Origin of the sequence: Streptomyces sp. NPDC007157, from assembly GCF_040634235.1 — a bacterium.
Taxonomy (GTDB): domain Bacteria; phylum Actinomycetota; class Actinomycetes; order Streptomycetales; family Streptomycetaceae; genus Streptomyces.
Genome location: NZ_JBEYFE010000007.1, coordinates 300,629 through 313,595, shown reverse-complemented (window position 1 = coordinate 313,595; position 12,967 = coordinate 300,629). Strand labels below are relative to the sequence as shown.

Below are 12,967 nucleotides of genomic sequence, written 5' to 3'. Positions count from 1 at the left end.
CCTCTGCGCCTGTCCCGCTCCGTCAGGAAGAAAAGATCACGCAGGCAATGGATCACCCCGTCCCGCTCGCCGGGTAACGTCAAGGTATGAGTCATCCGCACCCCGACCTCAAAGCCGCCCCACCCCTTCCCGCAGGAGGGTTGCGGGTCGTCGCCCTGGGCGGTCTGGGTGAGATCGGCCGCAACATGACCGTCTTCGAGCACGCCGGCAAACTGCTCATCGTTGACTGCGGCGTGCTGTTCCCCGAGGAGACCCAGCCCGGCGTGGACGTCATCCTGCCGGACTTCACCTCGATCCGGGACCGGCTGGACGACATCGTGGCCTTGGTACTCACCCACGGCCACGAGGACCACATCGGCGGCGTGCCGTACCTGCTGCGCGAGCGGTCCGACATTCCCGTCGTCGGCTCCAAGCTGACGCTGGCGTTCCTGGAGGCCAAGCTCAAGGAACACGGCATCCGGCCGCGCACGGTGCGGGTACGGGAGGGCGACCGGCGCGCCTTCGGGCCCTTCGACTGCGAGTTCGTGGCGGTCAACCACTCCATCCCCGACAGCCTCGCGGTCGCGATCCGCACCGGCGCCGGGATGGTGCTGCACACCGGCGACTTCAAGATGGACCAGTTCCCTCTCGACGACCGCATCACCGATCTACGCGCCTTCGCCCGCCTCGGCGAGGAGGGCGTGGACCTGTTCCTCACCGACTCCACCAACGCCGAAGTGCCCGGCTTCACCACCTCCGAGCGTGAGCTGAATCCGGCGATCGAGCAGGTGATGCGCACCGCGCCGCGCCGGGTCATCGTCTCCAGCTTCGCCAGCCATGTGCACCGCATCCAGCAGGTCCTGGACGCCGCCCACCAAAACGGCCGCAAGGTCGCCTTTGTCGGCCGGTCGATGGTCCGCAACATGGGCATCGCCCGTGACCTGGGCTATCTGAAGGTCCCGTCCGGACTGGTCGTGAGCACGAAGGAGCTGGAGAAGCTCCCCGACCACAAGATCACTCTGGTGTGCACCGGCTCCCAGGGCGAACCGATGGCCGCGCTGTCACGGATGGCCAACCGCGACCACATGATCCGCATCGGCAAGGGCGACACCGTCCTGCTCGCCAGCTCCCTCATCCCCGGCAATGAGAACGCCATCTACCGGGTGATCAACGGACTCACCCGGTGGGGCGCCCACGTGGTCCACAAGGGCAACGCCAAGGTGCACGTCTCCGGGCACGCCAGCGCCGGCGAACTCGTCTACTGCTACAACATCGTCAAACCCCGCAACGTCATGCCCGTGCACGGCGAATGGCGCCACCTGCGGGCCAACGGCGACCTCGCCATCCGTACCGGTGTCGACCCCGACCGGGTCGTCATCGCCGAGGACGGCGTGGTCGTCGACCTCGTCGACGGGCGCGCGTCCATCACCGGCAAGGTCCCCGCCGGCAACGTCTACGTGGACGGCATGGAAGTCGGCGGCGCCACCGAAGCGTCCCTCAAGGACCGCCTCACCCTCGCCGCCGAAGGCGTGGTCACGGTGGTGGCGATCGTCGACGCAGACACCGGCGCCCTCGCCGAGGCCCCCGACTTCCTGGCCCGCGGTTTCGTCCACGACGACACCACCTTCGAGCCGGTCATCCCCGTCATCGAGAAGACCCTGGCCGCCGCAGCCGAGGAAGGTGTCGGGGACGCACGCCAACTCGAACAACTCCTCGCCCGCGCCGTGGCGAACTGGGCCTTCCGCACCCACCGCCGCAAACCCCTCATCATCCCCGTCATCATCGACGCCTGAGCCACAGCACGGCAGCACGCTCCCCGGTTCCGCTCGCGGCCCGGCGGGCATCGAGGCCGGGCTCGGTAGTCGGCGACCACCCAAAGGAGGCCGGGGTAGCAACGCACCCCACATGACGGTTCATCGGAAACAAGCCACTCACCGCGCGGCCGGGGAAGTCTGCAGGTCAGGCAGATTTTCTCGGCCCGTTGTGCAGGCCGCGCCGGAGCGTCAAACGAGCGTCATGACCGAGGGTGCCGCTCTGCGCGCATGCGCGCGGACGTACTTGCCGGTTACAGCTGCTGAATTGCTGAGCCACTCATACAGGGTCCTCACCCGGGGCGACCGCTGGGGATGGCGAGTTCACGGCCACGGTAAAAGCCTTCCCGCTCCTCCACGAGGGCACGGTGCGGGCGGACCGTCCTGGAGCGGTACGCCCGCTTCAACCGTGCTGCGTTGTGTCTCGGCCAGGTCCACGGGGTGCTCCTCCTGCTCATGGGGTCTTTCAGCTTCTGCCCTGGCCAGGCATGAGGAGGCACGAGGGAGGGCGAAACAGTCGAAACCGTCCGCATCATGCGGTCACTTCTTCGTTCGTCCGGTCACGAAGCGGCAACTAGATCGACAGATCGATTAAGCGCGGCCGTAGCAGACGACTTCAGTGGTGGCGACGGACAGGATGAAGATCATTTCCGGGGGCCGGGAAAAGCACCCGAGGCGCTCGCGGATGATCGGGCTGGTCAGCTCCTTCGGGCGGCGGCATCCGCCACTGACCTGCAAGCATCGATTGCGGCACGGGACCCCCGAACGCCGCCGGGAACAGCCTGTTCGCGACGGGCCACCGCGGTCACACCGAGGCGCGGACCACGACCCGGCCGGGCACCGGCGCCAGTCCCCCGCTGTCGACACCCAGGGCGTTTCGGGCGGCCAGCCGTCCAAGGATCTCGGCGTCGATGTGGACGGTGGTGAGCGCGGGCGTGGACAGGGAACCGTGCTCGGTCTCGTCGAAGCCCATCACCGCCACGTCCTCGGGCACGCGTACCCCGAGGTCGCGCAGGGCGGTCAGGCTGCGCAGAGCGATGTCGTCATCGAAGGCGGCCAGGGCGGTCACGTCCGGGTGCGCCGCCAGGAACGTCTCGACGGCGGCCGCGCCGGCCTCCCGCGGCCGGGGCACGACGAGGTGCTCCAGGGGTGGAAGTTCCAGGCGCCGAGCGGCCTCCCGGGCGAATCCGAGTCGCGCCTCGGTGAGCGGGAAGTCGTGGTCGGGCATGGCCATCGCAAGGCAGGTGTGCCCCCGTTGGGCGAGGTAGCCGATCTGGAGGGCGGCGTTGGCGGCGAACCCGTTCTCCCAGTCCTCTTCACTCGGCGCACGTCCCTGCATGTAGACCTCGCCCAGCCGGAACACCGCCCGCGGCACGATGGCGTCGAGGATCTTCTGCGTGGCCTCGGGCGCCGTGTGCCCGTGCCGGACGAGGAGAACGTGGTCGTGCTCGGCCAGTTCCTCGTCCAGGCCCCGGACGTAGCTCCGGGAGAAGTTGCCCTCCATCCCCCAGTCCACGTTGAGCACGACGATGCGCGAAGACCCCTCGCGCAGCGCACGGGCGATTCCGTGCGGGACGTATCCCAGATCGTTGGCGGCCTCCAGGACCCGCTCCCGTGTCGCCACGGAAATCGTCTGCCGCGGGTCGTCGTTCAGCACGAAGCTCACCGTCGCCCGCGACACACCGGACGCCTTGGCCACATCGCTCAACGTCACCCGGCCAGAACGGCCCATATCGATATGCTCCCTCCGCGGCGGACCGGGTGCGCCCGACCACGAGCGATGTCACCAAAAGTGGTGTGCGGCACCTAGAACGATTAAGCGCTCGAGCCAGCCTACGCGACTAGATCGTTCAAGTTGTTCCCCGCCCGTTTCGGTGCCGCTACAAGATCGATTCGGTGCCGTGTCTGCCAGACGGTGGAGGACGGCATCGCCCGGGCGGGATCCGCCGTGGAACTGCTGCGGAAGCCAGATGCCGAGCCGTGGCTGCCGGAGGGCGTCGACGCCGAGTACGCGGAGTGGCGCCGGGAGCAGGCCGCCTGGCGCTCGGGCGTGGCCTTCCTCGATCTCTCCCATCACATGTCGCACTCCTTCATCGAAGGTCCCGCCGCCGTCCGCCTGCTCGACTCGGTGAGCGCCGACGACTGCACGCGCTTCGAGATCGGCCAGGCCAAGCAGCTGCCTCCCCTCAGCGCGCGGGCCGCGCCACCGGATGTCCCCATCCGCCAAGCGGGTCACGCGAAGTCCGCCGCGGTTCGACAACGCCCTGAAGGGGCGCGGGGAACCGGGCGACCAGCCATGACGGTGCCGCAGCCGATCGACGGCACGCCGCGGCCACGCGGCGGAGCCGCACATCGACACAGCCAGCGGAGCGCTCAGCAGCGGGCTCCGGAGACCTCTGTCGACGCGATGCCAGCAGCCGGCGCGCTTTCAGTTCGGTCTCCTGCCACTCGCGCTCCGGCTCCGAGCCCCAGGTGATGCCGGCTCCGGTGCCGAACTTCAGAAGGCACTCGCCCCGGTCGATCCAGAAGGTGCGGATGCCGACCGCCAGTTCGCCGCGTGCGCGGTCGGCGTCGACCCAGCCGATCCTTCCGCAGTAGGGGCCACGCGGTGACGTCTCCAGTGCGTCGATGATCCGCAGGGCGCTCTCCTTCGGAGCCCCCGTGACGGACCCCGCGGGAAGGTCGCCGCCAGCAGCTCGGGCCAGCCCGTGCCGTCGCGCAGTCGCCCCCGCACCGTGGACACGAGGCAGACGAGCCCCGGGTGCTTCTCCACGACGCACAGGTCCGGCACGGTCACGGAACCGGGCACACAGACACGGCCGAGGTCGTTGCGGACCAGGTCGACGATCATCACGTTCTCCGCGTGGTCCTTCTCCAGCAGGTCCGCCTCGGTACGGCCGGTTCCCTTGACGGGGCCCGAGGCGACGTCCCGGCCGTAGCGGCCGAGAAAGACCTCCGGGGAGGCGGTGGCCACCTGGACGCCGTGCCGCGGAATGCGGATGACGCCTGCGTACGGCGCCGGGTCGTGTCGTGCCAGCTGTCCGGCCAGCGCCTCGACGTCGGCGTCCGCGCCGACGGGAGCGGACAGGACCCGGCACAGGTTCGCCTGGTAGACCTCACCGGCGGCGATGTGCTCACGGATGCGTGTCACGCCGTTCGTGTGGGCGAGACGGTCGAGTGAGGTGGTCCAGGTGTCGGCGCACGGTCCCCGCCATGGCGCCGTGGGGACATGGCGGTCGATCTGCCATACGTCTCGGAAGCGGGCGCACGTCAGCCGGCCCTCGAACGAGGCCGCTACAACCCAGAAGCCCTTGGAGTCCAGCGCCGAGGGATCGCCGGTAACGTCGACGAGTCCGGTGGCGAGGCGTCCGCCGAGCAGGGTCATGGGAGGAAGCTGGTCCATTCCGCGCCTCCTGTGTGGTGCGTTGCCGCGCCCCTTGGGGTGTTCAGCCCGTCCAGGGACGCGGGATCACTGAAGTGCGGTGCGAAACCGGGCCGTTGGGCAACACGCGTGGCGTCTATGCCGCGACGGCCTCGCGTTCGACGCCCCACTGGGCGGCACGCAGCGTGTTGACCATCAGCATGGCGATGGTCATGGGACCCACGCCGCCGGGGACGGGGGTGATGCGGTCGGCGATGCCGTCGAGTTCGGCGGAGCGGACGTCGCCGGTCAGACCGGACGGTGTGCGGTGGATGCCGACGTCGATGACGACGGCACCAGGGCTGATGTGTTCGGGTCCGATGAGCCCGCGGACTCCGGTGGCGACCACGACGATGTCGGCGGGCCGGGTGACCGCCGCGAGGTCGATGGTGAACTCGTGCGCGACGGACACGGTGGCGCCGCGCCGCAGCAGGAGCTGGGCCAGCGGCCGTCCGACCAGTTCGCCCCAGCCGACCACGGCGACCAGGGCGCCCTTGAGTGGTATCCCCTCGACGTCCAGGAGTTCGATGACGCCGCTGGGTGTGCAGGGGCGCAGCCCGCGTTCCCCGCGGGCGAGGAGGCCGGCGCTGGCGGTGGTGAGGCCGTCGACGTCCTTGGTGACGGGGATGCGGTCGATCAGCGCGGGCGCGTCCAGCTGTGCGGGCAGCGGGAGTTGGAGCAGGATGCCGGAGACGTGCGGGTCGGCGGCGAGTTCGTCGATCACCGCGGCCACGTCGTCGTGGGCCGCGTTCGGAGGCAGGTGGCGGTGGAAGTCGCGCATGCCGGCTTCCCGGATGGCGCGTCGTTTGGCTGCGACGTACACGGCGCTGGCCGGGTCGTCGCCGACGAGGATGGTCGCGAGGCCGGGGATGCGACCCGAACCCGTGGCCGTGGCCGCGGCGACCTGCTCGGCGACCTGTGCGCGGATGCGCCGGGCGATCCTGGTGCCCTCGATGGTGATGGTCATGGTGGCGAACCGCTTTCTGGTCGTGAGGAACGATTCGCCCGGGTGAGAGGGGTGTGCTGCGTGCGGTCGGCGTGACCGCGGCTGTACGGCGCCGTGACCGGGCCGGCCGCCGGTCTTCGCGGCCGGACGGCTCGGTCGACAGAGGTGGCGCACGACAAGGCCGTCTGTCCCTGCACCGGGCGGTGTTGCGTGCCGGAGAACGGTCCTCCGTCAGGCGAAGACGATGGTGTGGTTGCCGTCGCGGATGACCCGGTCCTCGGCGTGCCACAGCACGGCGCGGGAGAGCACCGCGCGTTCCACGTCGGCGCCGCGGCGGGTGAGGTCGGTCGCGGTGTGCGCGTGGGTGACGCGGACGACGTCCTGCTCGATGATCGGGCCCTCGTCGAGGTCCTGGGTGACGTAGTGAGCGGTGGCGCCGACCAGCTTGACGCCCCGCTCCTTGGCCTTGGCGTAGGGGCCGGCGCCGATGAACGCGGGCAGAAAGGAGTGGTGGATGTTGATGATCGGTACATCGACCTGCTCGATGAAGTCGCCGGACAGGATCTGCATGTAGCGGGCGAGGACGACGAAGTCGATGTTGCCCTTCAGTAGCCGCAGGTGTTCGGCCTCGGCGGCGGACTTGTCCGCGCCCTGGCAAGGCACGTGGAAGAAGGGGATGCCGAAGCCGCGTACCTCCTCGGCCACGTCGGGGTGATTGGAGATCACCATGGAGACGGCGACGGGGAGTTGACCCTGCCGGTGGCGCCACAGCAGTTCGAGCAGGCAGTGGTCGGACTTGGAGGCGAAGATCGCGACCCGCTTGGGCACCGACATGTCCCGCAGCGTGTAGGTCAGCCCGAACGCGTCCACCAGGCGCCTGTCGAGGTCGTCTCGCAGTGCGGGCAGTGCTGCGCGGAGACTCTCCAGGCCGAAGACGGTGCGCTGGAAGAAGGCACCGCCCTGCGGATTGTCGGAGTACTGGTCGAGGGAGACGATGTTGGCGCCGTGGTCGCTGAGGACCGACGTCACGGCCGCGACGATGCCCGTCGCGTCGGCGCCCTGCACGATCAGCGACGCCTGCTGGGCGGGGGGCTTGCCCGTGGCGGTGCGGGCCGGGGCGTCTTGCGTGAGGGTCATGCGAGGCTGTCCTTCCGGAAGCGGGCGGCCCAGTCGGAGGTGGTCTTGAGCCCGCCGAACGTGTAGAAGTGGATCTTCAACTCGCCGTGGCGGGCGGGGTCGTAGGCCGTGGCGAGGTCGCGCAGGAAACGGTCGGGACCCGCGGTACCCATCAGGTTCGTGATCGAGAACCCGTATTTCCTGACGACGGACGCGCTGGTCCCGACGCCGAAGCGGGACGCGTACGACATGAGCCGGCGCACTCCGGCGGGCCCGGGCACGCCGATCCGGATCGGGAGGCCGATGCCCCGGCCGCGGGCCCCTTCCACCCAGGCGAGCACCGGGTCGACGTCGAACCCGAACTGTGTGATGACACCGCCCTCCAGGGGCTGGGCGGCGAGCGCGGTGTGCTTGTCCCGCAGCGCGGACCAGAGCGTGTCGCCGTCGATCGCCGGGTGGCCTTCGGGGTATCCGGTGATGCCGACGTGCCGGACGCCGTACTCCTGCAGCAGACCCGTGTCGATGAGGGACAGGGAGTCCGCGAACGGGCCCTCGGGGTGTGCCGGGTCTCCGCCGACCAGGAACACGTTGTCGGACGTGCCGTCGGCGTGCAGTCCGGCCAGGAACTGCTCGAAGTCGGCGCGTGATCCGAGACGCCGGGCGGATATGTGCGGCACGGGCACGAAGCCGAGCCGTTTGACCGCGCGGGCCGCCGCCAGGCGCATCTCCAGATCCTCGTTGCCGAGGAAGGTGACGTTGATGCGGGTGCCCTGGGGGATGGTGTCGCAGGCTTCTTCCAGTTTGGGAATGTCCTTGCCGGTCATCTCCAGGGAGAAGTCCTCGAGGAGCGCTGTGCCGACCGCTGTTCGTGCCGTGCTCGCGGGATTCATCGTCTTTCGTCTCGCTTTCTCGTCTGCGGGGGCCGAGTCCTCCGGGCCCCGAGGCACCGCTGGGGCGGGTAGGGCGGGCGGCGACGCGGGGTCGCGTCGCACGACGCGTGGGGCCGGAGCGGTGCCGGGCAGGTGGTCGCGTCAGCGGTCGCGGCGGTAGAAGGTGCGCGCGTGCTCGTTGAACGGGGAGGGCTGGACGGTGGCCCGGATGCGGGGGAAGCCGAGGTCGGCCTCGGGGTCGGTACCGGAACCGGGGTGCTCACCCCAGAGCACCGTCACCTCGGTGCCGGCGGCGGCGTACTCGGCGTCGATCAGGGTCTGCGCCAGCACGGTGCCCACCGGGTCGATCGACGCGCTCTGCATCGTGACGCCGACCGGACCGGCGGCGCTCTCCACCCGATGGCGGGCGTAGCTGAGCACGAAGCCGGGGTCCTGGCCCTCCCCGATGACCGTGCGCACGTCGTCGGGGTCGAGGACGAGGGTGACCTTGGTACGGCGGACCTCGCCCTTGGCCTTCTCCAGAGCGTCCCGGCCCAGGAAGTCGTGGTTGAAGGAGATCATCTTCCCGTAACCGAGTTCGTACGGGGAGACGTAGTAGTCCTCGATGTCCTCGGAGAAGTAGCTGCCGTTCAGCGGGCGCTTGCCCTCGATGCCGAACAGGGCCAGGTGCCGCCGGTAGTCGAGCAGTTCGGGGTCGGTGTAGATGCCGGGCACCGGCGAGGGGATCCAGCCGCTCTCCACGCTGGGCGTGGCGTAGGCCAGGGCGCCGACCTGGATCAGACCGAGCGGCTCGCCGACCTTCAGGAACGTCTCGTGGACGTACGCGGCGTGCTCCCAGGGGCCGATGAACTCGAAGCCGGCCTGGCCGGCCATGCCGTGCCGCAGGGCGCGGATGGGGCGGCCGTCCAGGGTGACCGCGCTGGAGTGGAAGAACTTGGTCTCCGGCAGCGGCCCGCCGAAGGCGCGCTCGACGAGTTCCGCGGCCAGCGGGCCCTGGATCTGGTAGCGGAACAGCTTCGGGGCACCGCCGCCGGGCCGGAAGGCGGACGAGGGGTCGGTGACGAAGCCGACGTCGTAGCCGCCCTTCTCCGCGTGGTACTGCACCCAGTGCTGAGCCGCGGGGATACCGCTGAGCAGGTACTTGTTCTCGCACTCGCGGGCGAGGATCCCGTCGGTGACGATGTGGCCGTTGCGGGTGACCGGTACGTACTGCTTGGCCTGCCCGATGGCGAACTTCTCGAAGTTGTTGGCGCCGTGGTCGGCGAGTACCCGCGTCGCGTCCGGGCCCTCGATCCACATGTCGTACATGTGGTGCGAGAGGTTGAGCAGGGCCACGCCCTCGTGCCACGCGGCCTGCTCCTGACGCCAGCCGGTGTACTCGCGCTCGACGACCTCGGGGGTCCACGGCTCGGCGTTCGGCTGCCACAGCAGCTTCATCGGCGAGCCGGCCTTGTCGATGCCGTCCTGGAGGGAGGGGGTTGCCATAACGGCTCCTCTTTCTTCACTGTCTGTCCCGTGAGAGCTAGATCGATCTAGTAGCCGCCAGCGACAGGCCAACACGACCGACCTGCCGGCGGACCGGGGCGCTAAAACGATCTAGCGAAAGCTAGCAGAGCGGTCCCGCTCAGGAGAGACGCCCGTTTCGCATTCATTACGTGCGATCGACGCACTCGACGTAGGCGGCCGCCATGTGTACCGCGTCGAGGCTCGCGCGGACGTCGTGCACACGCACACAGAACGCGCCCCCGACCGCCGCGAGCGCGGAGACGGCGACCGTCGCCACGTCACGCGCCGCGGGCGGCACCTCGCCGGCACCGCCCTCCGCGAGGGCCGAGCACGAACTCCCGTGCACGGCGCCGCGGTTCCACCCGGGCAAACCACCCTGCGAAAGAAGGCGGGCGACGACGTATGCGGCATCAGTCCGGGGCCGAGTATCAGCTCCACCACACCGGCGGTGAACGCCATCGTGCCCGGCATGGCGAGGGCCGCCAGCACCTGGTACCCGTGGGCCTGAGCCGGAGCCGCCGCCGGGCCCACACCCGCGACCACCCGCGCCGCGTCGAAGAACGCCTCCGCGAGGTCGACCTCGTCGAACTCTTACATCGCCCTGCAGAAGGGCGCCGTCCAGGGCCGCGGCATCGCCCTGCTCCCCCAGCGGTCGGCATACGAGGGGGCTGACTGGTCGCGGGCCGTTGGGGCGCCGTGGAGCAGCCCCGGTCAGTCGCGTCGGTGCAGCGTCAACCAGCCTGTGGAATCGCGCTGTTGGTGATCGGTGATCGGCTCGTATCGTTACCGCATGTGGCCATATGCGGTATGGGGGCTGGTCGGTGCCGCCCTGTACAGATGTCTCATCGTCCGGGCTGCCGTCCTGCGCGACCGTGACCCGTTCCAGCACCGGAACGGGCGGTGGGACTACCCCGACGGGCCCGGTACCGGCGCCTTCGTCGCGGGTCTGTGCGTGCACGCCGTCCTCGGTGCGGCGGTCGGTTGTGCGGCGGCCTTGGCAGGTACGGTCAAGCCCCTGGTCGCGCTGGTCCTGGGGGTCGTCACCCCGATCGTGTTCAAGCCGGTCGGCCGGCTCGCCCTCAAGCTCCTGGTACCCGATGCCCTGGACGGGGGAACCGAGGTATGGGTGACCGACCGCCGGTACTGGAACACGCCGCCCGGTCACCCTCCCGTAGCCTCCGCCGGCCCGTATCCCTGGGCCGACGAACTGGCCCGGCGTATCCGCGCGCAGGAGGTGGCCCGGCCGGTCAACCTGAAAGACGCCCACCTCAGAGGGGCGGACTTGACCGGGGTGGATCTTCCCTGGGTCTACGCGCGACTGGGCACGCTGCCAGGGGTGTGCCTTCGGGAGGCGAACCTGTCCAGGGGCTTCTTCTATGTGGCGAACCTGATCGGCGCCGACCTGACCCGGGCCCGCTTGGAGGGCGCGGAACTGGGCTCCGCGAGGCTGGTCCGGGCACAGCTGACAGGGGCCGACCTGACCGGGGCGGACCTGACAGGGGCGAACCTGCTGGACGCGGACCTGGCGGGAGCACAGCTTCCAGGAGCGGACCTGGGCGGGGCGGTGCTCGTCCGGGCGAACCTCACCGGCGCCGACCTGACCGGGGCCCGGCTTGAGCGGGCCGACCTGACGGGCGCGGACCTGAGCGGCGCGGACCTGACGGGCGCGAACCTCGCCGGGGCACGGTGGACGTCGGAGACCGTCTGGCCCGTCGGGTCGGCCGACCGGATGCAGGACGATTCGGAGCAGCTCTTCGAGGACGTGTACCGCCTGCACGGCTGGTCGCCCGAACCCTACAAGCCCGACCGGAAGAGCCAACCTCCTTTCTTTCAGCGGCTGTTGATCGCCTTCTGCGATGCCGCCCCGGCGTTCCGGCCACTGCGGGCCGGTGACGTCGGCCACGGCAAGGAGCCGCAGACCGCCGGGCGCAACAGGCTCGTCGGGCGGGACGGTCTCAGGGACGCGCTGAAGTCCGGGACGACCGTTTCCGGGGCCTCCCTGTCAGGCGCGGAGCTGTACCGCATCGACCTCACGGGAGTGAACCTCACCGGAACGGACCTCAGCCGGGCCGACCTCACGAAAGCGACCCTGACGGGCGCCGACCTGAGCCGGGCCGACCTGACCCGGACGCGTCTGACGCACGCGAATCTGTCGGGAGCCGACCTGAAAGGCGCGGACCTGGCCGGAGCCAACACCGTCAGCGCTGACGTGACCGGGGCGATCCTGACCGGCGCGAACCTGCGCGACGTCTATCTGGTGGGCGTGGACCTGTCCGGAGCCCGCCTGACCCGAACGAACCTGACCGGCGCCCTGCTCTCGGGGACGAAGCTCACCGGAGCGGACCTGACCGAAGCCGACCTGACCGATGTCGCACTGGACAAGGCGGGTCTGCGCGGCGCGAAGCTCCTGCGGGCCCAGCTGACCTCTGCCCACCTGAGCGAGGCGGACCTGACCAAGGCCATCCTCACGGAAGCCGACCTGACCTGCGCCCATCTCTTCGCCGCGGACTTCTCCCAGGCCCGGATGATCAGGGCCAGGCTCACCCTGGCCTTTCTGTACAAGGCGAGGCTGACGGGGGCCGACCTCACCCACGCGGACCTGGCCGGAGCCCACCTGACCGAAGCACGCCTCGACGGGGCCAGGCTGGTCGGAGCCCGGCTGCGCGGCGCGGACCTGATCGGGGCCGACCTGACCGGAGCCCACACCGACGGCGCCGACTTCGCGGAGGCGGTCTGGTCCAGCAGTACCAAGTGGCCCCGCACGATCGCCGATACCATCCAGGCGCGCTCCGAAACCACCCCCGACGGCACCTTCCGCATACGGGCCACCATCCCTGGCAAGCACCACTCGCCCAGCGGGGGAACCTCCGATCGGTAGTTGGAAGTCGTCCAAGAACCTCTGCAACCGGATCGCCCGGCGCCACTCCTCCGCCGTACCACTTACCCCTGGCCGGCGGGTGCAGCGCCGGCCGGCCATCATGCTGACTTTCCGGTACCCCGTGCGCCGCCCGTCTGCATGAGAACGCGGCCGCTGCCGAGGTGGTCCTGCCTCCACCACCGCCACCGCGCTCGATCCGATGGCCGGTCGACGCGGCGAGCAGGTCCACCGAGGCGACCGCGACGGCGGAGTCGTCGACGAACCAGACTGCCACGCGGAGGAGTTGACTCGGGCAGATAGCGCCGGAACACACTCAACGCGACGGAACGGCATCTTATGTTGCGTGCCGCGCCCTCCCCTCCCGTGCACAGCGGCGGGCAGCATTCGGCCGAATGATCGCGGTTGCGGTATGCGATGCGA

9 protein-coding genes and 1 pseudogene are annotated in these 12,967 nt (G+C 69.9%); 3 read left to right on the top strand and 7 right to left on the bottom strand.

Annotated elements, in window-relative coordinates; genetic code table 11:
* Positions 1-86 precede the first annotated feature (86 nt).
* Positions 87-1,772, top strand: a complete 1,686-nt coding sequence (locus ABZ642_RS16060) for a ribonuclease J (protein ID WP_360483248.1) — start codon at positions 87-89, stop codon at positions 1,770-1,772.
* An 823-nt stretch (positions 1,773-2,595) separates the two neighbouring features.
* Here ABZ642_RS16060 and ABZ642_RS16055 read toward each other — a convergent pair.
* Positions 2,596-3,522: a LacI family DNA-binding transcriptional regulator gene (locus ABZ642_RS16055; protein ID WP_360483245.1), complete on the bottom strand. Its 927-nt coding sequence runs from the start codon at positions 3,520-3,522 to the stop codon at positions 2,596-2,598.
* 183 nt (positions 3,523-3,705) lie between these two features.
* Here ABZ642_RS16055 and ABZ642_RS16050 point away from each other — a divergent pair, with 183 nt between their 5' ends.
* Positions 3,706-4,266: a hypothetical protein gene (locus ABZ642_RS16050; RefSeq protein ID WP_360483486.1), complete on the top strand. Its 561-nt coding sequence runs from the start codon at positions 3,706-3,708 to the stop codon at positions 4,264-4,266.
* On the opposite strand, the pseudogene ABZ642_RS16045 reads toward ABZ642_RS16050, so the two are convergent.
* The 6 genes and pseudogenes from ABZ642_RS16045 to ABZ642_RS16020 form a co-directional block, all read right to left on the bottom strand.
* Positions 4,199-5,193: pseudogene (locus ABZ642_RS16045) on the bottom strand (chorismate-binding protein); the annotation flags it as partial. The gene ABZ642_RS16050 and the pseudogene ABZ642_RS16045 sit on opposite strands and share 68 nt — an antisense overlap.
* Positions 5,194-5,308: 115 nt before the next feature.
* Positions 5,309-6,178 (bottom strand): bifunctional 5,10-methylenetetrahydrofolate dehydrogenase/5,10-methenyltetrahydrofolate cyclohydrolase, encoded by an 870-nt coding sequence (locus tag ABZ642_RS16040; RefSeq protein ID WP_360483242.1) that lies wholly within the window; start codon positions 6,176-6,178, stop codon positions 5,309-5,311.
* A gap of 210 nt (positions 6,179-6,388) precedes the next feature.
* On the bottom strand, positions 6,389-7,294 hold the full coding sequence (gene purU / locus ABZ642_RS16035; RefSeq protein WP_360483239.1) for a formyltetrahydrofolate deformylase: 906 nt from the start codon (positions 7,292-7,294) through the stop codon (positions 6,389-6,391).
* Positions 7,291-8,163, bottom strand: coding sequence for a methylenetetrahydrofolate reductase (locus ABZ642_RS16030; protein WP_360483236.1), 873 nt, complete (start codon positions 8,161-8,163; stop codon positions 7,291-7,293). Before ABZ642_RS16030 ends, purU begins: the two co-directional genes overlap by 4 nt.
* Before the next feature lie 141 nt (positions 8,164-8,304).
* Complete coding sequence (locus ABZ642_RS16025) at positions 8,305-9,648, bottom strand: aminomethyl transferase family protein (RefSeq protein WP_360483234.1); 1,344 nt, start codon at positions 9,646-9,648, stop codon at positions 8,305-8,307.
* Positions 9,649-9,814: 166 nt separating this feature from the next.
* On the bottom strand, positions 9,815-10,015 hold the full coding sequence (locus tag ABZ642_RS16020) for a hypothetical protein (RefSeq protein WP_360483232.1): 201 nt from the start codon (positions 10,013-10,015) through the stop codon (positions 9,815-9,817).
* A gap of 444 nt (positions 10,016-10,459) precedes the next feature.
* On the opposite strand from ABZ642_RS16020, the gene ABZ642_RS16015 reads away from it, so the two are divergent.
* Positions 10,460-12,547: a pentapeptide repeat-containing protein gene (locus tag ABZ642_RS16015; protein ID WP_360483229.1), complete on the top strand. Its 2,088-nt coding sequence runs from the start codon at positions 10,460-10,462 to the stop codon at positions 12,545-12,547.
* Positions 12,548-12,967: the final 420 nt, after the last annotated feature.

What these genes read in the sequence shown, in the direction of transcription:
- ABZ642_RS16060 (WP_360483248.1), top strand. Translation starts at nt 87, where the DNA reads ATGAGTCATCCGCACCCCGACCTCAAAGCCGCCCCACCCCTTCCCGCA.
- purU (WP_360483239.1), bottom strand. Translation starts at nt 7,294, where the DNA reads ATGACCCTCACGCAAGACGCCCCGGCCCGCACCGCCACGGGCAAGCCC.
- ABZ642_RS16030 (WP_360483236.1), bottom strand. Translation starts at nt 8,163, where the DNA reads ATGAATCCCGCGAGCACGGCACGAACAGCGGTCGGCACAGCGCTCCTC.
- ABZ642_RS16025 (WP_360483234.1), bottom strand. Translation starts at nt 9,648, where the DNA reads ATGGCAACCCCCTCCCTCCAGGACGGCATCGACAAGGCCGGCTCGCCG.
- ABZ642_RS16015 (WP_360483229.1), top strand. Translation starts at nt 10,460, where the DNA reads ATGTGGCCATATGCGGTATGGGGGCTGGTCGGTGCCGCCCTGTACAGA.
- ABZ642_RS16055 (WP_360483245.1), bottom strand. Translation starts at nt 3,522, where the DNA reads ATGGGCCGTTCTGGCCGGGTGACGTTGAGCGATGTGGCCAAGGCGTCC.
- ABZ642_RS16040 (WP_360483242.1), bottom strand. Translation starts at nt 6,178, where the DNA reads ATGACCATCACCATCGAGGGCACCAGGATCGCCCGGCGCATCCGCGCA.